The organism is Streptomyces sp. NPDC020681 (assembly GCF_044334895.1).
In the GTDB taxonomy this organism is placed as follows: Bacteria; Actinomycetota; Actinomycetes; order Streptomycetales; family Streptomycetaceae; genus Streptomyces.
In genome coordinates this window covers 298,772-323,174 of the sequence record NZ_JBIRTX010000008.1, presented here as the reverse complement: position 1 = coordinate 323,174, position 24,403 = coordinate 298,772, and the positions used below count along the sequence as shown (strand labels likewise).

General features: G+C 62.5%; 15 protein-coding genes. 4 read left to right on the top strand and 11 right to left on the bottom strand.

Annotated elements, in window-relative coordinates; translation table 11 throughout:
* Positions 1-2 precede the first annotated feature (2 nt).
* From queD to queC, 3 genes are read right to left on the bottom strand one after another with little or no spacing between them, the layout of a single operon-like run.
* Positions 3-359 carry a 6-carboxytetrahydropterin synthase QueD gene (gene queD / locus ACH4YL_RS21565; protein WP_398508998.1) on the bottom strand — a complete coding sequence of 119 codons (357 nt, stop codon included), beginning with the start codon at positions 357-359 and terminating at the stop codon, positions 3-5.
* Positions 359-994: a 7-carboxy-7-deazaguanine synthase gene (queE, locus tag ACH4YL_RS21560; RefSeq protein WP_398508997.1), complete on the bottom strand. Its 636-nt coding sequence runs from the start codon at positions 992-994 to the stop codon at positions 359-361. The genes queD and queE overlap by 1 nt, the downstream gene beginning before the upstream one ends.
* 2 nt (positions 995-996) lie before the next feature.
* Positions 997-1,704, bottom strand: coding sequence for a 7-cyano-7-deazaguanine synthase QueC (gene queC, locus ACH4YL_RS21555; protein ID WP_398508996.1), 708 nt, complete (start codon positions 1,702-1,704; stop codon positions 997-999).
* 202 nt (positions 1,705-1,906) lie between these two features.
* Between queC and ACH4YL_RS21550 the strand changes: the two genes are divergently transcribed.
* The 4 genes from ACH4YL_RS21550 to dbpB (ACH4YL_RS21535) are packed head-to-tail and all read left to right on the top strand — an operon-like array spanning position 1,907 to position 6,227.
* On the top strand, positions 1,907-2,704 hold the full coding sequence (locus tag ACH4YL_RS21550) for a hypothetical protein (RefSeq protein ID WP_398508995.1): 798 nt from the start codon (positions 1,907-1,909) through the stop codon (positions 2,702-2,704).
* Entirely contained in the window at positions 2,701-3,843 is a 1,143-nt protein-coding gene (gene dbpB / locus ACH4YL_RS21545) for a DGQHR domain-containing protein DpdB (protein ID WP_398508994.1), read from the top strand. Before ACH4YL_RS21550 ends, dbpB (ACH4YL_RS21545) begins: the two co-directional genes overlap by 4 nt.
* Positions 3,840-5,084 carry a tRNA-guanine transglycosylase DpdA gene (dpdA, locus tag ACH4YL_RS21540; protein ID WP_398508993.1) on the top strand — a complete coding sequence of 415 codons (1,245 nt, stop codon included), beginning with the start codon at positions 3,840-3,842 and terminating at the stop codon, positions 5,082-5,084. The genes dbpB (ACH4YL_RS21545) and dpdA overlap by 4 nt, the downstream gene beginning before the upstream one ends.
* Before the next feature lie 48 nt (positions 5,085-5,132).
* Positions 5,133-6,227 (top strand): DGQHR domain-containing protein DpdB, encoded by a 1,095-nt coding sequence (gene dbpB, locus ACH4YL_RS21535; protein ID WP_398508992.1) that lies wholly within the window; start codon positions 5,133-5,135, stop codon positions 6,225-6,227.
* A gap of 61 nt (positions 6,228-6,288) precedes the next feature.
* On the opposite strand, the gene dpdD is transcribed toward dbpB (ACH4YL_RS21535), so the two are convergent.
* Genes dpdD through dpdE form a run of 8 tightly spaced genes read right to left on the bottom strand, consistent with a single transcriptional unit; the run spans position 6,289 to position 23,871 of the window.
* Positions 6,289-8,319 carry a protein DpdD gene (gene dpdD, locus ACH4YL_RS21530; protein WP_398508991.1) on the bottom strand — a complete coding sequence of 677 codons (2,031 nt, stop codon included), beginning with the start codon at positions 8,317-8,319 and terminating at the stop codon, positions 6,289-6,291.
* Positions 8,316-8,837 carry a phospholipase D-like domain-containing protein DpdK gene (gene dpdK / locus ACH4YL_RS21525; protein WP_398508990.1) on the bottom strand — a complete coding sequence of 174 codons (522 nt, stop codon included), beginning with the start codon at positions 8,835-8,837 and terminating at the stop codon, positions 8,316-8,318. Before dpdK ends, dpdD begins: the two co-directional genes overlap by 4 nt.
* Positions 8,834-13,336 (bottom strand): protein DpdJ, encoded by a 4,503-nt coding sequence (gene dpdJ, locus ACH4YL_RS21520; RefSeq protein ID WP_398508989.1) that lies wholly within the window; start codon positions 13,334-13,336, stop codon positions 8,834-8,836. Before dpdJ ends, dpdK begins: the two co-directional genes overlap by 4 nt.
* Positions 13,333-14,022 (bottom strand): hypothetical protein, encoded by a 690-nt coding sequence (locus tag ACH4YL_RS21515; RefSeq protein ID WP_398508988.1) that lies wholly within the window; start codon positions 14,020-14,022, stop codon positions 13,333-13,335. Before ACH4YL_RS21515 ends, dpdJ begins: the two co-directional genes overlap by 4 nt.
* Positions 14,019-17,090 (bottom strand): protein DpdH, encoded by a 3,072-nt coding sequence (gene dpdH, locus ACH4YL_RS21510; RefSeq protein ID WP_398508987.1) that lies wholly within the window; start codon positions 17,088-17,090, stop codon positions 14,019-14,021. The genes ACH4YL_RS21515 and dpdH overlap by 4 nt, the downstream gene beginning before the upstream one ends.
* Positions 17,083-17,994, bottom strand: coding sequence for a protein DpdG (dpdG, locus tag ACH4YL_RS21505; RefSeq protein ID WP_398508986.1), 912 nt, complete (start codon positions 17,992-17,994; stop codon positions 17,083-17,085). The genes dpdH and dpdG overlap by 8 nt, the downstream gene beginning before the upstream one ends.
* Positions 17,994-20,597 carry a protein DpdF gene (dpdF, locus tag ACH4YL_RS21500; RefSeq protein ID WP_398508985.1) on the bottom strand — a complete coding sequence of 868 codons (2,604 nt, stop codon included), beginning with the start codon at positions 20,595-20,597 and terminating at the stop codon, positions 17,994-17,996. The genes dpdG and dpdF overlap by 1 nt, the downstream gene beginning before the upstream one ends.
* Positions 20,590-23,871, bottom strand: a complete 3,282-nt coding sequence (dpdE, locus tag ACH4YL_RS21495) for a protein DpdE (RefSeq protein ID WP_398508984.1) — start codon at positions 23,869-23,871, stop codon at positions 20,590-20,592. The genes dpdF and dpdE overlap by 8 nt, the downstream gene beginning before the upstream one ends.
* Positions 23,872-24,403: the final 532 nt, after the last annotated feature.

The window sequence follows — 24,403 nt, the reverse complement described above, 5'->3', positions numbered from 1 at the left end:
GCTCACTCGCCCCGATAGGTGCAACCGGATGTGCACGTCTCGCGGACAGTGAGGGCTGAGAGCGCGGGCAGTTTCGGTTGCAGCCGCTCCCAGATCCAGCGGGCGAGGACCTCGCTGGTGGGGTTCTCGAGGCCCCCGATCTCGTTGAGGTAGTAGTGGTCCAGTTGAGCTTCGAGCGGCTTGAAGGCTCGCTTGACGTCCCCGAAGTCCATGACCCAACCAGCCTCGGGGTCAACGGGAGCCTCTACATGGACGATGACCTTGTAAGAGTGGCCGTGCAGGCGCGCGCACTTGTGGCCCTCTGGAACCCTGGGCAGGCGGTGCGCTGCTTCGAACGTGAACTCGCGAAAGATTTCCATTACTGAATTCCCAGATACTTGTGCGTCTGGAGAGAGAGGATCCAGCGCGGGTTCTTCATGCAGTAGTCGACGGTGGCCCGGGTGTTGGCTTCTGCGTCGGGTCCGTCCATGGGCTGGAGGCGGAAGAATTGGAAGTCGAGGTGCTCGAACTGGCCCGGGTCTCCGCCCAACTGCGGATAGACAAGCTTCAACTCGTCGCCGCTTGTGACGACCAGGTCAGACCCGATCTTCGGGCTGACACAGAGCCAGTCGATGCCCTGCGGCGGTACGCGGGTGCCGTTCGTCTCCACCGCAACCTCGAAGCCCCTGGCGTGCAGAGCTTCGATGGCTGCTTCATCAAGCTGCAGAAGCGGCTCACCCCCGGTGCACACCACAAAGCGGTGTTCCGCGGAGGTTGAAGGCCACGCCTGCTCGACTGCTTGGGCGAGGTCATCAGGGGACGCGAACCGGCCGCCACCTTCGCCGTCAGTTCCAACGAAATCGGTATCGCAGAACTGGCAGATCGCCCGATGCCGATCCTTCTCAAGACCTGTCCAGAGATTGCACCGCGAGAAGCGGCAGAAGACAGCGGGTCGGCCCGCGTGACTCCCTTCGCCCTGCAAGGTGTAGAAGATCTCTTTGACCAGATAGGTCATTCTCAGACGCCCTGGTACTGCACGGGGTCGGTGGTACCAGCCTCAGCGAAGCCCTTCAGGCGGAGCAGGCAGGTCTCGCAACGGCCGCAGGCCCGACCCTGCTCGTCCGGGTCGTAGCAGCTGGACGTCTGGGAGTAGTCGACGCCCAGGCGCAGGCCCTCGCGAACGATGTCGGCCTTGGACATCGCAATGAGTGGGGAATGGAGCTTGAGCTCCTGAGTTCCCTCAAGGCCAGCCCTGGTCGCAAGGTTCGCCATCTTGGCGTAGGCGTCCATGTACTCAGGACGGCAGTCGGGGTAGCCGCTGTAGTCGACGGCGGTCACGCCGGTGAAGATGTCGCTCGCGCCAACGGTCTCCGCGTAGGCCAGGGCGAATGACAGGAAGATCGTGTTACGTGCCGGCACGTAGGTGATGGGCACGCTGCTGTCTGCGTCACTGTTGCTGGCGTCGTCGAGCGAGTCGTGCTTCGGGACGTCGATATCAGCAGTAAGGGCGGAGCCACCGAAAACTCGCAGGTCGATGTCTGCGATGACGTGGTGGGCTACGCCCTGAGTCTCTGCCACGCGCTTGGCGGCTTCCAATTCCACACTGTGCCGCTGGCCGTACCGGAAGCTGAGCGCGTACGGCGTGTAGCCCTGGTCCTTGGCGATGGCCAGAACTGTCGTCGAGTCCAGGCCGCCGCTCAGTAGAACGATCGCGGGACGTCCCATGCCTTGCTCCCTAGTTAGCTCTGCGTGTACTGGTGCACCCTAGCGCGATAACTGACGGGTAGAGTAACCGCGATCAGTTACTAGTTAAGGCCGTCGGGAGTCGAGCTGCGTGAGGCAACTATCGTTGGTGGTCACTTGCACGGACCGTAAGGCCGCTGTGCCGGAGGCCGCGCTCCATGCAAGATCGCTACCGACCGGCAGCGTGAAGGAACGCTCCGCAGCGTGGGCAGAACGCGTCGAGGCGGCTTCGAACACGAAGCCTCTGAGCGAGCTCTACCGGGGCGATCACTGGACACAGTCCCGTCGGCTAACTGCAGCGGCCGAGAAGGTCGGATTTGAAGCGGAACTGTGGGTGGCGTCGGCCGGCCTCGGCCTCCGGTCAGTATCGGCGGCGGCGCCTGCCTACGCGGCGACCTTCAGTACGCGACACGCCGACTCCGTCACCACCTCTTCGGATGACAGCGCCCAGTGGTGGGGGCACCTTCAAGAAGGAACTGGCCACAAGACCCTGGAGGAGTTGGGCCGACAGGGCCCGGTCCTCATGGTCCTGTCCGAGGTGTACGCAAACGCCATGAAGGCCGAGATCCACGCGCTGGCCAGCGTTGGGGGTGAGGTCCTGCTGGTTGGAGGCGTCGAGGAGATCCCAGGCATCCAGAGAGTGGCCTCCAACGCGGGTCTGCGTCGCACGCTCGGCGGCACTCTGACGAGCCTGAACGTGCGCATGGCCGCCTCATGGCTTGAGCACTGTGAGGACGGCAGGCTGACCTCGACTGCCACCAGTGACTCGTGGCAGCAGTGGGCTTCCGGCGTAGCCGAGCCTGAGCGGTACAACCGGAAGCCGATGTCCGACGAGGACGTCATGGCGTTCATCAAGAGAGAGAGCGCGTCACATCCGGGCATCTCGCGGTCGCGACTCCTGCGTGTTCTGCGTGACGGCAACCAGGCATGCGAGCAGAGCAGGTTCGCCAACTTGTACATCCGAACTATGGGGGAACTGTGACAGAGAACCTCATCAAGCGCAGAGCCTTGCGCATTGAGCAGAACCCGAACATTCCCCTGTATCTGTTCGCCCTGGAAGCGCGAGAGGTCGATCTCGTAGCCGATGTTGCACGGATCTCCCGGGATGAGGCGGGCAAGCTCTTCGGCTATCAACGCCCCGAAAAGAAGCAGCACGTTAAGCAAATTTTGGAATACCTCGACGGTGAAGATGTGCTGTTCCCGAATGGGCTCATCCTTGCCCTGCCCACCACGGTCCGGTTTAAAGGTAGTCGCGGCCCCAACCCAAGCGACGGACTGGCAACCATCGGAACCCTCGAGATTCCGCTACCGGAGTCGCGGGACGCGCCTCGTCCGGCTCTGATCGTTGATGGTCAGCAGCGAAGCCGCGCACTTGCACTCACTCGGCGATCCACCCTGCCGATCACAGTGGCGGGATTCGTGGCCGAAAATCTAGACATCCAGCGCGATCAGTTCCTGCGCGTCAACACGGTGTCTCCACTTCCGAGCAATTTGGTATCCGAACTCCTCCCAGAAGTGAACACCCAACTGCCGACCAGGCTGTCCGCCCGAAAGCTTCCCGCGATCCTCGTTAACGCGCTCAACCAGGACAGTGACTCGCCTTTCAAGGGGCTCGTGAAGCAGGCGTCAACGACTCCCGATAAGAAGTCAGACACCGTCGTCAAGGACAACAGCCTCATCACTGCGATCACTGAATCACTGTCACCTTCCGGTGTCCTCTTCTCGTACAAAAACCTGTCCAACGGAACCACTGACACCGCGGCCATTCGGAAGATTCTCGTGGTCTACTGGACCGCAGTGAAGGACACTTTTCCTGAAGCCTGGGGGCTCCCTCCAGCCAAGAGTCGCCTTATGCATGGTGTCGGAATCAGGTCGCTGGGCCGTCTCATGGACCGGGTCATGGAGCGAGTTCTGTTTGATGCCGATATTGACTCGCCGGATATTAGCGACAGGGTCATGGCTGAACTGGCGCTCATTAAGCCGCACTGTCATTGGACCAAGGGGCGCTGGCCTGAAATCAACACCCCTTGGAACGAGTTGCAAAACACTCCCCGCCATATCAGTATCCTGTCAAACTTTCTGATTCGCGTTTATCGCGATTCAAGGATGGGTGCTTCGTGAAGTTCTACTTCCCTGATAGTCAAGATCAGATCTATCCCAGGTATGACTTCATCAACGATGAGTACCCGGACGAGCGAGTTCGGCAGCGGGACGACTTGTATGCCCATCAGGCAGTAAAGCCCGCGCCCTACGACGGGATACTGGTCAGCAAGGCCATCGTGGATGGGTCGGTTAAGGGAGCCGGGAAGTATAGCGCCCCTCAGAGGGACCGGCTCTACCGAGACGGAGTGAAGACCTTTTTTGGGCTACCTGACGCGATGGAAAGCCTCGGTGACTGCGGATCCTTCAACTACATCAATGAAGAGTACCCTCCGTACAGAGTTGAGGACGTTCTCCACTACTACACGGAGTGCCGATTCAACTCAGGAATCAGTATCGACCATGTGATCTTCGGTTACCGGCCTGATGCCCCTGACAAGGACGTTGATCCGGCATGGGTAAAGCGTCGTGAGATTTCGCTCGACTTGGCGGCAAAGTTCATCAAAGCTACCAAGAGTCACAATCGCCTGGTCACTGATAGCAATCAGCAGTTGGAACCGGTTGGCGCGGCGCAGGGATGGAGTCCGGCCAGCTATGCGGACAGTGTCGTCCAACTCCAGAAAATGGGCTACAAGCGAATCGCCCTAGGTGGCATGGTTCCGCTGAAAACGCCGGAAATCCTTGCTTGCCTTGAAGAAATCTCTGAGGTTCGCAAGAGTGGGGTCGGGTTCCATCTTCTCGGAATCACCCGTATCGCCAGCATGGAACGCTTCGTTAAATATCACGTCACCAGCTTCGACAGTACATCAGCATTCCGGCAAGCGTTCATGGATGAGCGAAATAACTACCACACCGCCGACCGCTCATACCTGGCGATCAGAGTTCCCCAGGTCGACGGGAACCCTACCCTGAAGAAGCTGATTTTGGCAGGCGTGGTGTCGCAGTCGGCAGCCATTAAGGCCGAACGTGAATGCCTCAAATTGCTGCGCCAGTATGAAGCCGACGAGAACTTTGAAGTGCTAGAGGTCATGGACGCCTTGCGCGCCTATCAATCTCTCATCGGTGACGCCAAGAAGCTGAAGAAGGTTGGCGACTACAGGGAAACTCTTGTCGACCGCCCTTGGGATCACTGTCGATGTGAACTCTGCAGGAAGCACAAGATCGACATGGTCATCTTTCGTGGAACAGAGCGAAATAAGCGCCGCGGATTCCATAACATGACGGTACTCGAAGCCAAGATGCGCAAGCTGCCGCTCACATAATCGTCCAGAACGCGCATAGCACACAAAGCAACTTAAACAGGAGATGATGTGGCCGACCGCTACGTACTGAAGGTTCCCGCCCTCAAAGTGCTCCAAGGCGACAAGGAGATCTACTGCTTCGCTGTCGACGGCAAGAAATTGGAAGACTTTGCCGCCGTCTCGCGCATCCGCCGCGACAGCCAGAAGAAGCTGCAGGGGTACCAGCGGCCCGAGGTCCAAAGCCACATCCGCTCGATCCGCCGCTACCTTGAATCTGAGGGGGCGATGCTTCCCAACGCCTTGGTTCTCGGTTTCGATGATCGTGTCACGTTCGAACCCGCGGTCCGCGGCAGTGGCGTGAGCTACTCCATCCCCGGCGAACTGATCATCCCGGTCGACGAATCACTGTCTGATGAAGAGAAGCCGGCCTGGCTCGTGGACGGTCAGCAGCGCAGCGCGGCCATCAGAGACGCTGACCTCGCAGAGTTCCCCGTCGCAGCCGTGGGCTTCATTGCGTCTCAGGAAGAGCAGCGGTCGCAATTCATCTTGGTCAACTCGACCAAGCCACTGCCCAAGGGGCTCGTGTATGAACTCCTGCCGGAGACCACCGCCAAGTTGCCGCGCTCGTACGCGCGCCGTCAACTCGCCGCGAAGCTCATGGTCCTTCTGAATATGGGGGACGGTCCTTTCTGCGGAAGGATCAGCAGCCCCACGTCGCCTACCGGCAACATCAAGGACAACAGCATTCTGAGGATGCTGGAGCACAGCATCTACGAGGGCTCCTTGTACCAGTACCGGAACGCTGAGGACGGTACCGGGGACGAGGACGCGATGCTGGCGCACCTTCTGTCCTTCTGGACGGCAGTGGAGAACCTCTTCGAGGATGCGTGGAACAAGCCTCCCAGGGAGTCGAGGTTGACCCATGGTGTGGGCATCCAGGCCATGGGCTATGTCATGGACCGACTCACCACAGACGTCCCCTTCGACAAGGTCAACTGGGATAAGACCCGCATCACCCTGCGCCGACTCGAGAAGCACGTGGCCTGGACTTCCGGCACGTGGAAGTTCTCGGATGGCCAGGAACGTAGCTGGAACGGTCTCCAGAACACGGCCAACGACGTGCGGCTGCTCAGCACCCACCTGCAGGCCCTAGTCAGCAAGTAGTCAAAGCTCTGCGGCATCATCTGGTGGTCTCCCCGAGTAGATCGGGGAGACCACCAGTGCGTCAGATGCTCTCGGCGATCGTGCGCCGTAGACCTCGCTCTGCTGCGCGCAGGAGAGACGCTGAGCCACTGCCGTTCGCGTACTCGATCGGCACGTCATTGCTGGTGTGCTGAGTGATGAAGCCGGTGGCGGCGTGCTTGGCGCAACGCGTCGCTAGAACGACCACGTCCGCCCTGCGCGCCTTCTCTCGCAACTGCGGTGTGCCAACGTGGTCATAGGCAGTCGCGACCTTCACAGCAGGAGCGATCTTCTGCAACTCCTCCCGGCACCGGGTAAGTACCGCCTCGTCTAGGGAGTACAGGAGCAGCGTCGAAGGCTGCATCGACGCCAGGGGGTCATTCTGCACACCTTCCTCTTCGGGGACGGCCCAATCGAGACCGTCCAGGCCAAGTTCATGAGTGAGCCGCTGCGCGAAGGCCAGGTCAGCTTCCGCAAGGCGGTGCCGGTGAATGGACAACGGCGCGAGGAGATCGACACACAATCTCTCACGGGCGTCTACGTCAGGACACGCAGCAAGGAATAGGCGGTCAACGAAGTCCAAGGCGGCCGAGGCCCGTTCGGGAGCGATCCACCGACTGCACTCCGAGCTAACGTCCTTGAGGATCTCTCCGTAGGTGTCGGCGGCGGGCGAGGCCCGAAGAGCGATGTCCATCAGAGCTTGCAGCACAGCCAGATCACCCGGACCGTAGCGGCCGAAGGCCACGGCATTACGGATGAAGGCATGCGCGCTCTTCGGCGCCGGCTCGTCGTAACCCACGGCATCGAGGAACGAACCGACAGCACGCCACAGTTCACCCGCCGCGCCATCGCTCAACCCGTCCAAGAACTCCGCCAGAACGTCATCGTTCTGCGCCGGAGAGGGCCACAGCGCCCACACTTCGTCTTCGACGGCCTGCTTGCCAGTCGGACTTCCATGAGCGAGCGCAGAGAACAACTCTGGCCAAGACTCGACGGGCACGCTTGCATCAGCGTCAGGGGATACCTTCGAGGAAGCTTCGTCCACCGCATCAGGAACCGGCATAGCCGCCAGACGCTCGGCCTCACTCAGAACGAGTGCCGCGATCTGGGGCGCCTGATCCAGTTCCTCGACGGCCGCCAATGCCCGGCGAGCAACTGTCACATCATCGAGAATCACGGCCGCAAGCAAGACGACGTTCATCGCCTGAGGACCATACGACCGGGGGTCGCCGCCAAGCAGTTCAGGGACCACCCTCCCGTTGGCGATGAGGCCCTCTTTAGCCGCGTCGAGGTCTCGCGCAGCGAGAGGCTCCTCGAGGGCCACCGTGTAAACAGCGTTGAGAATGGCGGCCTTCACCGCAGCGGGTGGATCCTGGTGCACGATGTCCGGCAGGTTCGGAAATGCGAGAACCTTGTTACTCACTCCGAGGCGATCCAGGCGCTTGAGCCTGAGATGCGCCAGGTTCGTGGCAGTGAGTCCACCAGCCGCCGCCAACTGCTCCAGTAGATCTTGGGAAGCTGCTTCACCGCCTGCCGCGAGAGCAGCATCGAACTCCGCGATGAGCCGACCGATGGGTTTGACTGCACGCCACAGGCGAGGTGGGCGGCTTGTGTAGGTCTTCTGCATCAAGAGCAATGAGTCGGTGAGGCTCTGTCGGTAACGCGAGGGCTGCGCGGTTGTCAGCCTGAAGGTCACCCGCTCGCCAGCGAAGTCCAAGATGGCGTGTTCTACCGGGTCATCCGGGTTGAGCCGGGCTGGGCGCAGCCCGCCACGCTCCATGTCGCAGTAGATATAAGTCGGCCCTGCGAAGGCTTCGATCAACTCAGCTGTCTTCGTCACGTCAGCCTGGTCGCGTGCGATGGCGTACATGGCGAATTGTTGACTGTCGGCGTCCCACCGTGGCAGGACGATAGGTGCATCGCCGCCGTTCAGCAGAACCTTGACGAAGGGCTCGGTACGCTCCTTGTGGGCGTAGTCCGGACGCATGTTGGGCCAGGCGTCGTTGCCTGCTCCAAAGAATGCGCTGAGGAAGGTCTGGATACGTTCCGACGTCCAGTGTTTGGGCTGAGTCATGCGCCATCTCCCCACCGCTCGGCCAGGTCCAGGCGTGCCTGGGCAGCGGCGTCACTACCTGCCGTGTAGGTCACTCTCTCGTCGTTCTTCGCCATGCCGCGAATGGTGAAGTTCATCGAGCCGCTGAGCATCCAGTCGTTGCCGCACAAGGTCTTCTCGTGGATGTTCGGATCCTGAGCCAAGTGGACACGCTCCGGCGCTGCCGCCTTCGTGATGCGGCGCAGAAAGTCGTCGTTGTGCGCGTCAGGGCGGGTAACGACGTGGACCTTCGCGCCACCGTGTGCAATGCGGGCGATGGCATCGGATAGGCGACAACTCTGCGGTGGAACATCGCCGAACAGCGCATCGTACGAACCGTGGCTGTTGTCGAGGACCTGGACATCGGTGATCCACGGCGACACCAGCCACAAGTGATCGCTAGGAGCAATAAACTCCGCGATCAAAGCCGAGGTCAGCATGGTGTCAACGCGCACATTGGTGTGTAGCCCGGTGCGGATCGTGCGTTCCTGGGACTTCACTGCGAGGCCTCCCGCAACTCGATGCGGACCCGGAGTTCGTGCTGCTGACGGAGGATTCCGCAAACCTCTCCGTAGACGCGCAGTACGTCCCGGTCAATGTGGGTGACAGGAATCTGCTTCAAGGCTTGCGCCATTGACTGCTCCTTGCCAGCCGGGCAGATCAGATCGACGGCAGAGGTCTCTGCGAGACGCTTGCAGTAGGACTCAACCCAGGCAGGCTGCGTCACATCGACCTCGGGCAGCCGGTCATCGTGGGCGGCCTGGACCAGAAGCCGTTCCAGTACTGGGACCTTGGCGTACGGCTGGTAGTGCTTCAAGTCCTGGGTACGAGCCTGGTGACCCCGAGGCCACAGGAGGCTGAAGACCTGGTCGGCGCTGAGCGAACGGACTCCGGGCAGTTCGAGTTGCTTCGATCCCACGGCGTAGGCCACGACGCGTGCGTCGACTTCAATCCCCAGACGCTCTTCGAGTGCAGCCCAGGCTCTTACGAGAGCGAGAGCCGCGGCGTCGATGTCGGGCCCGGAGCCCGGGCGCAGCAAGCGTGTGGACAAGGCCGCGACTGCCGCATGCCGAGGCGGGCCGTCCATTCGAGCCCATGCCTCCCGCAGATCACCGAGTGCGTCCTGGGCTTGCTGCGCCGGCACGTTAGCGCGAAGTGTCGCCATGGCACGTGCGGCGGCACCGTCTGGTTCCTCAGTGACGTGCTCGAGGAGACGCGTCAAGGTGGCATCCACATACTCAAATTCACTGGGCGCGAGGCTGTTCGTCACAAGTCCCCAGAACCGTCGAGGATCCGCCGAGTAGTAGTCGATCAACTGCTCGATCACGCCGAGGCCCCCGACGGAGGTCTCGCTGAGCCAGATGGTCGTCAGCCCGTCCGGTTCGTCGGCTGGCAGTACATCGACTATGAGGTCGCCGTCTTGCGCGTTCGGGCAAGCACGCTGGGCGGCAGCCCGGATCCCGGCGGCCATGGTGTCGCGGTAGGCCCGCCGCGCCAAGTCAGCCGTGTTGGCGGACACGTCCTCGATCACAAGGAGGTTAGCTGCTCGGTTAAGAGCCGCGATGACCGTGCCGTGGGTGACCAGTGTGCTCAGTTCCGCAACAAGGCGGTCATTGTCTATGTGCTCCTCGGACAAGTCGGCGTCGCGATAGAGCACCTGGAAGATTCTTGCCAGGTCCCTGCTCCAGCCACCACTCGCGAGGAGCGTGCGGATCTCCTCGTTCGTGCGTTCGGAAGCCAGACCAGCCAACGCGAACGCCGTGAGGTAGATCTGAGCGAGTCGCTCCCGCTGGAAGAAGTTCGAGATATCGGCGAGTTCTGGATCTTCTTGAACCGCGTGTGAGAACGCAAGGGCCCGCCATTGCGGCTGGGCCAGGTACTGCTTGACCGCCAGGTCTTCGACGTTCAAGGGATGCAACCTGAAGCAGGCAGCATCGACGCCGAGGCGGAAACCGAGGGCAGCTGGCTTACCCCGGAGTTCGTAGCGGACGGACTGGTTCTCGCTGTCCTGGCGTTCACGGCGGACCGTGCACTCGGCACCGATCGTCATGCGCCGCACCTCGACGGGGTTACCAGCGGCGTGTGTCGCGAAGCTGACGGCGTCGATCCGTCGCTGCCATGGGGACGGTTTCGGAACCATCCCTTCGTCGAACGGAACATCGTCAGGGACAACAACCTGTGTACCCCACACAGGGACGCCCTGCGACTGGTCAATGATGTCGCTCTCTGGCTCGACCAGCCCTATCCGCTTCGGCCTGACGACCTCGAATTCCGCCCCGCCGTGCTCATGGGGCCGCCAAGGGCCCTCAGGCATCCCATCCCTCACGAACTGGGTGAGATTCAGAACGTCACTGCCTTCGGAAGGGAGAGGGAGCCACGTGCGGTGGTCATCGCTCAAATACCCGAATCGTCGGCTGACTCGGCCCGGGACAGCCTCCGTCAGGGCTCTCCCAATCGGCATCGGCTCGACGGCTCCATCTCCGTCGTCAAAGGGGAGTTCCAGATCGACCTCTGGAAGATTCAAGGGCTCAAACAGAGCTCGAGTGATGTACTCGGGCAGCATGGCGCCGTTCACGGCGCCAGCGTCAGTCACCAGTGGCTTCCAACCGGAGTTGAGCCGTCGTAGTGCGGTGGGCGCCACGGCTAGTAGCAGCGACCGTGGCTGTTCCCACAACACGGCCTGCGCTTCGTCGGCAGGGAGTTGCAGCGCCCTGGTGAGGTGCTTTGCGAACTGGTCCTGGACACGGCTGTCGTTCAGCAACTCATCGAAAACCTGGATGAGGGCCTTGTGCTCTGCCTCATAGCGGGGATTCACGGCTCCCGCCGCCGGTGCTTTCAGGAGTTTGCGCGGGTCTGCATTCCGGACACTTTTGCTGCGCAGTCGGCGCCCTGCCCAGTCGAGAAGGGCCTGGGCTCCTTGGATCTTGAGGACATACCGGTTCCGCAGAGGCAGTTTGATCGCCGCGACCTCTGGTGCGAAGAGCGTCTCGTAGCCCTGGTAGGCGAGGCGATCACGACCGTAGTCAGAGAGGGTCACGACGGTCACTGGCCGCGTCCCCCGAGCACGACCAGCACGCCCGCGGCGCTGGATGAAGGAGGCGGCATTGCGAGGTGCCTTGTGCTGAAGCACGAAGCCAACTCGGGGGTCGTTGAACCCCACCTCCAGGGAGGCGGTGGCGATAGTCAGCCTGGCGTTGTGGTTAACGCCGGCGTCCTGCGAAGACGTGCGACCAATGATCAAGTGGTGCATGCGCAGATCGGGAGCGAGTTCGTTCCCAATCTTCTCCACGAGATCCCATGACTGGCCCTCGTTGTACCGGGCCTCGGGCTCAGGCCGTGCGCGTGAGCGGAGTCCGGCAAGTACCTCACCACGTCGGCCCATGCGACCGAAGTGGTCCTGGTCGCCTTCTGCGTCGCGTAGGTACTTGTAGAAGCGGTTGGTGACGTCCAGGTCGTCGGTGAACAGGAAGCCGGTAGATCCGTACAGAAAGGTCTCGTCACTTGGATCGAGCACTCGGCCGAAGAGCATCGCGGTCTGGATAGACGTCGACAGCAGACTGGCCCCTGCCACCGGATCGCCGCGCAGGGCCAGCGCGTACTCGCGGCCCTCCTCCACCATGCTGTCCTCGGACGGAGCGATGGAGTCGATGTCGGCGTCGCGTAGGCCGACGAGTTGGGCGAAGAACTCTTTGGCGTCGCGAAGCGTCGCACTCAGGCCAACGAACGTGACGGGTTTGCGGGTTGCCTCACGCCACCTGCGAAGCAGGTAGGCGACTTGGGCACCATGCACGCCGGAATAGGTGTGAACCTCGTCGAGGAGCATCAGCGAAGGAACCTGCCCGCCTCTCCAGCCTAGAAGGCCTTCGAGGAAGCTGTCCGCGCTGCAGTTGTTCAGCATTTCGGTCGTCGTGAACAGCAGATCGGGTGGACTGCTCCGCAGGGATTTACGAGTGAGGGCAAGCCGCCCGTCCGGCACCTCATGCTGGCAGCGCCAGCAGACGAGCCGCTCGATGTCGGCCGCGCGGTCCTGATCGGACCACACCAACTCACCGTTCTCGCATTCGTCGTTGGGGCACGGAAGGAAGGGGCAGATGTATCCGTCTTGGAACTGCTTCCAACGGCCTGATCCTCTACCGGCAGCTAGCCGCCGCGGATCGTTGGAGTCGTTCGGAGTGCTTCCGTAGAGAGCGCCGATACGAAGGTAGCGTCTCCCTTGTTGCGCAAGCGCCTGTTCAACCTTGCTGGCCTCGGTGACGGCGTCCTTGAGTTGGTCGCGCAACAACTCAGTACGCGGGTAGAGGGCCAGAGTGTGGACGCTGCCCGGAGCGTGTGCCGCCATTGCGGCGAACGCGGGCAGGTAGAACGAGAGAGTCTTGCCGCTACCGGTGCCGGCCCCGACAATGATTCCGCTGGACTTGTCCTGGTGGGCAAGTGATTCATAGACGGCCTGGGTCGCTTCCAACTGGAAGCCCGCCAGGCTCTTTCCGCCCAGATAGGCCTTGGCTACACCGTCCTGGAGGCCTCCCCAACTAGGCGAAGTCCCCAACTGCTTGAGCGCCTCTGAGGCAGAGATGTCACGCTTGGGGTAGCGCCGATAGCGCGTGTGCAGCCGGTAATCGGCAACAAGACGCCTTCCTTGACGCCACCATCCACTTGGTGCCTCCTCTGCCCAGTCGCCCCGAGGCCGGAAGAGCTGGCGAAGTCCGGCTGTGAGGCGGAGCGACTCGGCGAATCGCGTGCGATAGCGCGCCGGCCCGTCATTCGGCCAGGGCACCTTCCAGACCAGGGCGAGGCCGCGCATCTCCTGGAGTACGTCATGAGGTGAGACATTCTCCGGGGCTTTCGGATGGTCGCTGAGAACAGACTCGATACATTCGACCACGTCGTCTTCAGAGAGCGCACCCTCCGTCACGCCCCACGAGAGCAGTGGCAGCTCAAGGTCTTCCAAGCGGTTGAGGAGTTCATTGGTGAAGTCCTGGTCCATGCTGCGCTGGTTCACGAGCCCTTCCTCTTCAGGCTGATGTGGGCATCCATCCCGTATTCACGGATGAGCGCGATCTCTTCGTCGGTGACGTCGCGTAGCGTGAGACCGGACTGCTCGCGCAGTCGATCCAGCAGAACGGCTAGTGCCTGCGGCGGGTCTTGAGCGTCCTGAAGTAGTTCAGCCAAGCCAGCATGTGTGACGGCGAAGTTAGTGATGGAGTCTTGGGACGCCTTGCCCCTTGCCACGCGCTCAAGCTCGGCATGGCGGGCAGATGCCTGCTTCTCGGCCCCTGGATCCAGAAGCATCGAGATCCGCGCTACGGGCAGCTCCTCGAGTAGCTGTCCCGTCCATACGGACCAAGCGGCTTGATTGGCTTCCCCAAGACGATCAGCAACTACCTGTGCTTTCTTCTTCGCGGTGTTGAACGCCTGATTGGAGGGCAGACCGCTGAGCCCCAAGCTGCGCTCAAAGCCCGCTCTCCCGTCATCGATGCTGGACAGGTCGATGTCGAGGCCCGCGTCACGGGCCTGGAGAGCTCGAGTGACGGCCAACTGGGAGCGCAGTTGGTTGAGTTGGGACCGAAGTTCCATCAACCGAGTTGAAACCCGGGTGGCCTGACGCTGGGACTCTTCGCCATCCGCGATGCGGGAGGCGTGATCTTCAAGCAGCTTTGCCTTCTCGTACACGGACATCTGGGTCACTGGCCATCAACCCCTTCGGCTACCAGAGAGCGCCATTCGGCAACGAGTTCCTGTACGCCATCGGCTGCGCTCTTGGCGGCCGAAGAACTTGCCCGCATCTCAGCACCCTTCAGGGCTTCGTCGAGCCACTCATCAGCCACATACAGCAGGTTCCGAACGACCTCGATGGAGGATCCCCGGTCCTGGGCGGCTGTGCGGATGCGTGCAGTGAGAAGGGACGCCTCTGGACGGTCGTCGTCGTGGCAACGCCCCAGCTCATCCTCCAGCGCGGAGATCGTGGACCACTCCACGGCGCTTGCCTGCTCAAGGAGCGAATCAAGATCGCGTGCTCGCTGAGTAGACAGCGACAAGCTGACCTCCCTGGCCCGGTCAACGGCTGACTTGATGCTGGTGAGAGTGTTCTTCCCCGGGGTACTGCGCGGTTGCCGCAGTCGGATGTCGCGGAGCAGCTCGTTGAGCATTGTGATCTGTCCGTCGATCAGGGCGGGCCATGACACGAACGGTTTGACTGCAGGCTTGATCCATTCTGGGACGGTGCTCACTGGTGTTTCCCATGACCAGTTGGCGGCTGCCTGCTCCAGCAGAGGGACTGCCCGGGCAGCATCGATCATGCCCACGGCTCCTCTGCTGCCCTGCGAGATGCCGACCCCGGTACGGATGCGCTTAACCAGGGCGCTGCGCGCAGCGAGGTGCTGGTTGAGTGCGACGGTCCAACGCTCAGGCCTCGACATAGTGCCGGCGCTCTTCCAGCTCTCGCCGTCGTCGACTGCAGCGGCCAGCAACTCCTCGATGCTCATGCCAGGCCAGCCGCGACCCGCAAGAACTGCCCCCAGAAGGGAGGCGCGCAGGCCGAGCACGAGGTCGTCGTCTGTGACCTCCAAGTGGCGCTGAACTCTGGTTGCCAACGCTTTGGAGTGCTCTTCGGCGACCGTAGCCAGCCTCCGGACGTCCTCCCCACGGACCTGATCCAGCCCGTACTGCGCACGGATCAGGCTTTGGAAGAACCGACTGTTCGTCGCGCTCCGCTTGAACTGGATGGGGGCGCTGTCAGCACCGCTGATGCCTGCGACCGCGGAGCCTTCGACGCTGACGACGGTGGCATTGTTCGGCCAACCCTTGTCCTTCACACTGGCTTGCGGCTGCATGAGCGGTGCATTCCACCGGTACCGCTGGGCCACCGCAGTGGCAACGACCGTGCGGATCGTCCGAGCGTGATCCTGCTTGAGGTCGTCGCCGCGGGTTACCCATTCCTCGATGTTCTGAAGGCTCCGCTGCACCGACGGTGGATAGGGCTTGTCCTCCGTCTTGGCGGAGCTTGACGAGGTGCTGGACTGCCGGGAGGGCTCTGCAGCACGTCGCGGCTGCTCAGGGAGGATTGAAGTCTCGGCCGCCATGGGGCTGAGGGCGAACGCCTCCAGCACCGTGGGGTCGATTTCAATGCCCTGAGCGGCTGCATCTTCCCAGAACTCAAGTACCCGCTTGCGCCGGTCGGCGGCAACAGGATCGCTGCGTTCGACGAGTTGCTGCACGGCTGTGCTGAGGGGCTGATCGATCTCAGCAGTGGGGAAAGCCTCGGAGAAGGAAGAGTCCGGGAACTCTCCGTTCCGCAGCGAGCTAGCGTGCTGAATAAGGACTGGCCGTACCACGCTTCCCAGAACGGTTCGAGGAACGAACGCCCACGGCTCGTCCTTCGAAGCAGTCGAGTGGACCGCGCGGGTCAGGGCCGACCTGTTGAAGGGGTACAGCCCGTAGCCGTCAGCGGATGCCCCGAACGCATCATGGCAACGAGCCTGCAGGGGGCACTCGTCGCATGCGTTCGTCGGCTCTGCGTCTCCTTCTTGCTCCAGTCGATCCTTGCCGACACGCGCGGCGTTGAGGTAGCGGCCGACGAATGCGGCGATCGCCTCTTCACCGGTGTCTTCCTGGCTGAACGGCACGTCTAGGTCGTAGGCGTAGCCAAGATTCGCGCGTACGCGTGTGAGGGCTGTTTCCGGCAGGTCACGGAAGTAACCAGTGGTTACCGCCATGAGGGTGCGGATGGGGGCCAGGCGGGTTGAGCCTTCGCGGTGGGCCGCTTCGACGATGGCGTCGAGTAGATCCTTTTGAACGCCCTGGATGAGGGCAAAGTCCTCGATGAGAAGAATGATCTCTTTGCCCTGGCGGTGGTACTCCTCCCGCACAAGGGTCATAGCTTCTAGCAGGCGCCCCATGCCCAGGTTGAAGCTCCGGTTAATCGCAGTCTCCAAGTGCTCGTTCAGGAGGTCGATCGCGATCTCCTGAAGCTCGGCCTTGGAACTGAGGACCTGAACCCACCTCTTGGCTAGGGCTGATGCCTTACTGACGCCTGTGATGTCCAGCGGGAGGTCATGAACGGTGAACTTCGGAGGGCGATCCCCTTCTCCCTTGGTACGGTCCCGCAGGAGATAGGTGGCCAGTTGTGGAACAAACTTCTCTGGCCTGAGCATGAATTCACTGACGTGCGGATCGTCAAGGAGTGCTCCGAGTCCCTGAGGGCCGAAGAGCTGCCGCGCCGGCCCTGAAACCCCGCGCCCTGTCTCGGCTACAAGGGTCTCGTTGAGGGAATGGATGAGGCGCCGAGCGAGAACGGATGCGTCGATGTCAGCGGTGAACTTGTCGATCTCCGCCTTCAACTGCTTCAGTTCATCGCTGTCAGCTTGGGCGATCAGGCTTTGAACTACTGCCTTGAGGCTCGTCCTATGCTTCTCAAGGTAGATGACCTCACGAGATTCAGGCTGATCGTCGACCAGATCAAGATGCTCGCGCACCCACCGGACGAGGTGCGACTTTCCAGAGCCAGACTCGCCGACGATGGGCATGAGCAGCGCGCCGGTGTTGGACTCATGATTCAGGAAGTCATGAAGGACCGCCCGCTCATCGACCGGCTGCCCCTCGAGCACAAGTTGGCGGCCGTCGAGCCGCGCTCGCTGGATCCGCAGGGGAGCGTGCGTGGCCCGGAAGACGGCAGGTGAAGGAGAGATGGCCTCGACGCCGATGGTGTTCGCAGCAGTCGCGGGGACCCAACAGACCTGTCCACGGAAGTCAGGCACTAGGGACCTCCTGCATCGTGATGTCGCTTACGTAGCGCGGGCTCGAAGGCTGCTCTGGGTCGGCTACCTGGAGTACAAGAGGGGCATCGGAATCGAGCTCCAGACGCAGCCACTTCTCGTCGCTACCACGCAGCAGTGCAAAGGAGAGGGCAGCGCCCGCCACACGGTCTCCGGGATTGTCGAGTTGCAGAGCCCGCGAGTATTCGCCGCCCGGCAGCACTGGCAAGTTCTCACGGATGCTTCGGACAACTGCTACGGCGTTAATCTGCTGGCCAGGCTCCCACAGGCTCTGAACGACATACCTGACGGCGGCGGTGCAGTCCGGAGTCAACGGACTACTGCCTTCACCGGAGAGGAGGGGGCGGGCAGCAAGCCCCAACGCGGGCGCCCAGTCTCCAAACGGCCGCCAACGCTCAGCGTTAACGATGGCAGGGCCGGCCTCCGGCTTCAAAGCGTTCTGCCTGAGCTTCTGCGCTTGCTCCCAAGCCACCGGAGCCTCCATAGGATCCAGGGTGAGAAACCAGGCCAGGGCCCGAGTGAGATCGCGGGATTCCTTCTGCTCCTCGTTGTCTCCCAAACCGCTGTTGCGTTCCGGCGCGAGCACGGCAGTGCGCAGAGCGGCGGAGAAGGCATCCCAGTCGCGGCCGTCGAGAAGTGCGGCGGGTCCGACAAGCTTCAGTTCACTGGTGGAGTCGTGAAGGTGAAGCAACCCGAGTTCCCGCAGCGTCTTGATGGCCTTGCTGAACATCTCCGACGCATCGTCCTTCTCCCGGGAAGCTAGCGTCGGCGGACTCAACAGAGCGCGTGCGCTGTTGAGCGATACAGGCTTCTTCGAGTGGGCCAGTAGACGGACGACTGCCCACATGGGGTCAGGGCGCGAAGCATCCACGTTGATCAGGGCCATCAGAACGACTCCAACGCATTCCGGACGGGGAAGTTTTGAAGATGACGAGCGGTGAAGAGCAGGTCGGGCCGCTCTGGATGCGGCATGCCCCGTGGGTGGATCAGGTACGTCACGTCCGGTGAACCAAGTCGTGACCTGAGCACGCTGTCCACGGACGACGGATCTTCGTCCAGAACCCACACGATGGGGCCATCGTAAAAACGCAGCAGGTCCGCGTCGGTGTCACAGATGATCGGGCGGGGCGCCACATCCTCCTGGAGAGACTCGGCTTGGCGGGAGGTGATGCCCGGCCCGCCGATCACGTTCATACCGCGAAGAGCCAACATCTCCAGAAGCCGGGGCACATTAACCTGGCACTCGGTGTCGGTGCCCCACCACAAACTGAGGCAAGAAGCGGTGCCGCGCAAGGTCCCGAGGGGATCGCGATTGGCCCTCGGAGGGGCAGGAACCAGCGGATGAGGGTCTCCCGCCAGCCTGTAAAAGCCGTTATCTGTAGGAAGACCTGTAGATCTGCAGCTAGGGCAACCGCGGCAGTTGATACCCGACAGTAGCGGGGCGGCGCCTCGTTGCACCCGGTAGTAGGTGCTGAGTACCTCGCCTGTGCACCGATCGCCGCGCAGCAAGGTTCGGAGATCAGTAAGTGCGTTCCTCTGCGCAGTGACCGAGCGCCGGCGCTCGGCTTCGAAGCGAGCCTGGAAGTGTTGCTCGTCGTTAGTCTGCGTGTCCGCGATGGAGACGTCGACGTGCGTGGATGCCAACTCGTAGAACTGGCTGAGACGTTCCTGGAAGACGGCACGCGGTTCGCCTTCGTTCCGCTTGGGTGGTTCAGGGACATGGAGTTCGATGAGCCCTGCGCGCAGCATGAGGTTCAGTGTGCGAATGTTCCAGTCCCGGTTGGCCTCCGAGATGTCATGGACGTTGTCCGGGATCGAGTCGAGGTTGACCAGGTAGTGCCTCGGACGCGCATACGTCTTATCCCGGACGTCCCACATCCACCGCCATCTTGACCAGGCAGTGTCGGCTCTAATAATCGCCTGTCGGTTGATGCCCTCGGCGACGGGCAGGTCTCGGGGGGCCGACGCCAGGTAGGCCACGGACGGGCATCCGTCTCGGCCGGTCCGTCCCACCTCTTGGTAGTAGCGGTCGACGGTTTCCGGCAGGCATGCGTGCACCACGCTGCGGACGTCGGGGAGGTCGACACCCAAGCCGAAGGCTGAGGTTCCCACGACGATGTCGTACTGGGTGGGGATAGGCCCCAAGGCGGAACGGCCGCCCCATCCTTCTACGGTCTGTCGACGCTCGTCGGGGCGCGAATAGCCGGCGACATCAGCGACTCGACGGTAGCCAGCAGTGCGTAGGCGGTCTGCCCATGCCCGGGCGTCTTTCCGCTCTGTCACGTACAGAGCCAGTGGCTTCGGCAGACGGTCGACGGCACGAAGGACTGCCGCCGTGCGTTCCTCTTCTTCGGCAAAGTCGTCGATGTAGTAGCTAGGCTCGTGGCGCAATTGGGCGCCCCAAACGATCTCAGCGGCTTTGGGCCCTGCGAAGAGTTTCTCGAGCGTGGTCACTTGCTGTTCGGTCAGTGTCGCGCTCATACAGACGGTGACGGGTTCACGCCCTGCAGGGGCGGTGCTCAACCAGGTGCGACGGTGGACGGACATGGTTTGGAACTCAGGCCGGAATCCCTCGCCCCACTGCTCGACAAGATGCGCCTCGTCGACGACGAAGTACTGCAGGTGGCCTGCCTCGGCAGCGTCTTCGAGAGCGGACTTCAGGCCGGACACGAGTGATTCAGGATTCGTAAAGACCAGCCGCTGGCTGCCAGACCGGATGTCCTCCCGCAACTGCTGCTTGACGTTCTCGTCCAGGTTGCCGATGTAGGCGTAGCGGCCAGTAGGGCTTTGCCGGCCGCGGGCGCTCAGCAGCTCTTGGGCGCGGCGTTCCATGTCCAGGGCGAGCACAACCGTGGGCACGACGACCAGGGTCACGCCGCTGCGCTTGCTTGAGAGGAGCGCGGGAGCCTGTACGAGTGCAGTCTTTCCGTGTCCGGTCGGCAGGCAGGCGATCAGAGTGCTGCCGGGTTCTGCGAGTGCTACGGCACGTGCTGCCTGGCGCTGGCCGATCGACTTGTACTCGGCGTAGTCCTCGCCGAGAGCCTGGATCCAGAAGGGGTCGGCTGGGCAGGGCTCCAACGCAAGATGCTGATGGAGACTCTCTCCGAGGTGAATCTGCTGGAAGTCGTGCTCAGCGGCCTCGGTGGCCTTCTGGCCTGATACGTCGGGGTGCCATGGCCGGGCTGTCACCAGGACGCGACGACCAGCTGGGAGGGCGTGGCAGTGGAGTTGTTCCCACTGCAGCCGTGTGGGCAGCGGTGCGCCGAGCGGGACTTCGAGGCCAGAGTTGTTTCCGTGTGCTTGGGCTTCAAGAAGGATCTGTCGTGTCAGTGCTGCCACGTCACGCCATGACGACCGGCGTTCCATTAGCCCTTCGAGGGTGTCCTTGAGCCGTCGCAGAGTTCCGCGGTATTCCGTGTCCTCGGACATCGGGGGAACCAACGGCCAGGTGTCAAAGAGTTCTTGAGCCCCGGTCCAACTGTCACGCATGACGCTGGGCTCCCTTTCCGCTGCGGACAACGCACGTAGCGGACATGAGCTGTACGTTCGGCTGCGTGAGTCCGTCGCTGAGCAGACTGGCGGTGTTCACGTCGGCCAGTTGGCTCTCGGTATCGCGCAAGAGTCGCCCAGCAGCCCTCCGTGCCTCTGCCTGGGCTCGGGTCACGGCGAGTCGCCGGCGAGCCCGTTCCTGGGCTTCGGTGCAGAGCGCCACCAGGTCGGTGACGCGGAAGAGTTCGTTGCGCGCGACCTTCTCGGCGGTTTGAGCAGACTGCTGGAACTCCGACCAGCCGCCGAAGATGCCGACAAGCTCACGAACCCGCTGGTTGTTGAAGTTCCGGCACTTCCGGTTGTCGTAAGGACTGTTCAGCCACTCGAGCGCCGTGGCGAGCGTCAACGCCTCGGTGCTCCCTGCCCGCACCCACACTCTGCGAGTGAACGGTGGAAGAAGAAGGTCAGCCTGTCGCTGCAACGCCCGGCTCACCTCTTCCGGGTTGGTCATCGTCTCTGCTGCTGCCGAAATATCCGCCTCAACAAGGAAGTCGAAGCCGAAGTAGGGTTCTGGATCCCCCGTGTGGCTGGGGTCAATGCGCTGGAAGGCTGTGGCTTGGCCGCGTTCGTCGATGGCGCTCAGCGAGGAGAGCATGTCGATGAAGGGGTTGCCGATACGGAACAGCCGAGTGCCTGGGGAGCGCAGAGCCTTTGACCGGTTGAACGTCCCCCGCGTCACCGCCGGAGTCAGCGCGGCAGTCTGTGCCAGGTACAGACGCGGTGGCACATGTGGCCGGGACTCCACGAGGTCGAAGACGGTTTCGCCGACGTTGTGATCGGAGCGTCGGATGTTGATGCCGCCGGATCCTTCGCTCGTGTACTGGAAGGCAGCGCGTTGGATGTCCTTCCAGTTCACTTCCACGTCTCTGATGGCCTTGGCCGTGTTGTCCTGGCCATCGGCGTCGAGGTAGATGGCCTCGAGCATGTCCATCTTCTCGATCTGCTGGCGTGCTTCGAGGAGCTGATCCTGTACGCGCTGCTGTGCGGATGCGAGCCCGGCAGGGCCGTTTTGCAGTGCGTCGGCCCAGACGGCGTCGAGGCCTTGTGCGATGGCGTCCTGCAGTGTCGACGCCGACTTCGAGAAGATGTCGTAGCCGTCGAGCAGCAGGTCCAGCCACGCTGTGCCGAGAGCTTCGTGCTCGGCGCTTGCGCTGAGCACGTACTGGCTGGCGGCATCAGACTGGCTGACGGACTCGGCGCTGCGATAGCGGTCTACTCGTCCGATTCGTTGCTCAAGCTGGTTTGGGTGCCACGGCAGGCGCACATGGACGATGGCATTCGCGACCTGAAGGTTCAGTCCGTCTTCGGCTGTGTCGTCGACGACGAGGACCGACGTGCCCGCCGCTGTGCGCCATTTCGTGACCGCGTCCTCGGAAGCTGCTGCGCCGATCCGGCGGGTGTGCTCCTCAACCTGCGCGGTCCGGGACAAACCGCTTAGGCGCGCTGCGAGTTGGTGCGCCAGTGCCCCCGGACCGCAGAAGACGACGATCCGCCCACCGCGATTCAGCGTCGGGATGAGGGCGCTGGCCGTCGCCTTCACCCGCTGGTTTCCTTCTGTGTCGTTGAGTTGCCTTTCAAGTTCGAGGAGTGCTTGCCCCTCTGCAGAAATGAGGGTGGGGGCGGCGAGCATGGCTCGTTCTTGAGGACTGAGACCGGCTCGTTGTGCCGCTTGAGCGTCTCCGTTTACACGCCAGCGCAAAGTGTCGGCGAAGTCATCGAAGGGCCCGCCTGCTCGGGAGGCGAGGACGCTGAGGATGCGTCCGTAGGCGGTGGTCTCGCCTTCGAGGCTGGCATCGAGCAAGTGATCCGACACGCCGGTGCGCCACTCCACGAGGGCGGTTTCGACGGCGTCGAAGGTGTGGGGCAGGGTGAGAACTTGCGGGCGTTCCCGGCCGCGGACGGCGTAGGGCTCGCTCTCTTCGTCTTCGTCGTCTGGAAGCGCCACTTGGTCGCGCCGGTGCCGGATCACCCGGCGATGCAGGCGGTACGTCTCACTGATGTGCCCTCGTAGCTCCTCTACGCGCAGGGAGAGACCGTCGGCTTCCACTCCGTCACGGAGGTCATCGTCCTCGGTGAGGCACTCGACGACCCGAGCTGCAAGATTCTCGAATCCGGGGTCCTGGGGGAGGAGCCGTCGGATGTCGTCAAGCGTAGACCTCAGCAGGAAGGTGAAGGTGGCGTCCAGGGCATAGACGCTGTCCGCCAACTCGGCGCGCAGGGCGTAGCGGTGTTCGAAGGCTTCGCGATCGTCCCAGCTGTAGAGGTTTGGGTCGAGCAAGTGCAGCAGCCCGAGGTGAGTGGTGTAGCGAGAAGTCACAGGGGTCGCGGACAGCAGTAGAAGTCTTGGAGTAGCGTGCGCCAAGGCGGCCAGTTCACGGTAGGGCGTGAAGTTTTCGCCGCTGTCCTGGACCAGCGCATGCGCCTCGTCCACGACGACAAGGGCACTGTCGTGGTAGGCGGACCACTTCTCCGGCGTCTCGTGCGACGTGATTACGATCCGGGCTGACGGAAAGTCGTCGATGAAGAACTTATTGCGGAGTTCCTTGTCCCACTGGCGTCGAAGCGGTTCAGGGGCGATGACGGTGACCTGTGCCTGCGGATCATCGAGAAGCGTCTGGCGGATGACGAAGCCGGCCTCGATGGTCTTCCCCAGGCCGACCTCATCGGCGATGAGGTATCGCTGTACCGGATCGGAGAGCACGGTCGTGGCTGCCCGGACCTGATGCGGAAAAATCTCGGCAGCTGAGGACAGCAGCGCTGCCATGTTCGCGCAGGCGGCTCGTTGGGCTACGAGATCTTGCAGGAAGGGCAGCCGAGCGTCGCGAAAGTACCCCGACTCGTTGCCGCCGCCCGTAAGGACTTGGAGGGGGTCGCGGACGGGGCGGTCCCAGCGCACCCGGAGGTCGCGCTCGCTCGCCCGCTCGTTCCACATCTTGTTGGGAACTTGGATGAAGTATTCCGGGAGGTGTTCTCCCGTCACCCGGCCCGCCAGCCAGTCTCCGGTGCTCGGTTCGCGCCAGTAGACCCGTGTCTCGGGTTCGAGCTGGGCGCGCCAGCAGCTCTTGGCTGGCACATGCTGGGAGTGGACGACCTCCTCCGCTACTGATTCGAAGAAGTCGATGCGCAGCATGTCGCCGTCTATGGCTCCTACTCGGCCAACCCCCGGAGCCGCTGTGAATTCGACGAGGTGCCCTATCGCGAAGCCTGAAGACATCCTTCTTCTCGCCCCCACCTGCTCGTATACCAACGTCGATGAGCTTAGGGGGAACCACTGACAACAGGGTCAACGGACTAATAGCGGCATTCGTATAGACATTCGAAATGGGTGCGGGAAGGGGCTCCTCGGAGCTACCGCTCGCGTGAAGTACAGGGACAATGTCGGGCAAAACGCGGCACGCCTGATCTTGTCTGAAGTCGTGGGCGGCGATCGAAGACGGCCGAAAGAACACCTGCGATAGAGCCGGGTGGGCCAGGTGCAGGGGTCGTCAGATTCCGGCGGCCGTTCTGGCCGGTCGCCGCAGCGAGATAGCGAGAGCTGGGTGAACTGCAGCGTTTCATCAGTCTTGCCACCGACCGTCTTCTGCAGGAGGTCGAGCCGGCGGCCTACACAGTCTGTGTGCGACCTCGGCGTGGGAGCGATTCCTGGCCAGAGTCCTGGGGGCCGGACTCACTCCTGTTGTCAGTGGCATGGGCTGTACTGTCTGGGCGCCTGCCCCGCCGTCCGCTCACGGATGGGACCTGGCGCA

Coding starts and splice junctions, on each gene's coding strand:
- queD (WP_398508998.1), bottom strand. CDS start 359: ATGGAAATCTTTCGCGAGTTCACGTTCGAAGCAGCGCACCGCCTGCCC.
- queE (WP_398508997.1), bottom strand. CDS start 994: ATGACCTATCTGGTCAAAGAGATCTTCTACACCTTGCAGGGCGAAGGG.
- queC (WP_398508996.1), bottom strand. CDS start 1,704: ATGGGACGTCCCGCGATCGTTCTACTGAGCGGCGGCCTGGACTCGACG.
- dpdD (WP_398508991.1), bottom strand. CDS start 8,319: ATGACTCAGCCCAAACACTGGACGTCGGAACGTATCCAGACCTTCCTC.
- dpdG (WP_398508986.1), bottom strand. CDS start 17,994: ATGGCCCTGATCAACGTGGATGCTTCGCGCCCTGACCCCATGTGGGCA.
- dpdF (WP_398508985.1), bottom strand. CDS start 20,597: ATGCGTGACAGTTGGACCGGGGCTCAAGAACTCTTTGACACCTGGCCG.
- dpdE (WP_398508984.1), bottom strand. CDS start 23,871: ATGTCTTCAGGCTTCGCGATAGGGCACCTCGTCGAATTCACAGCGGCT.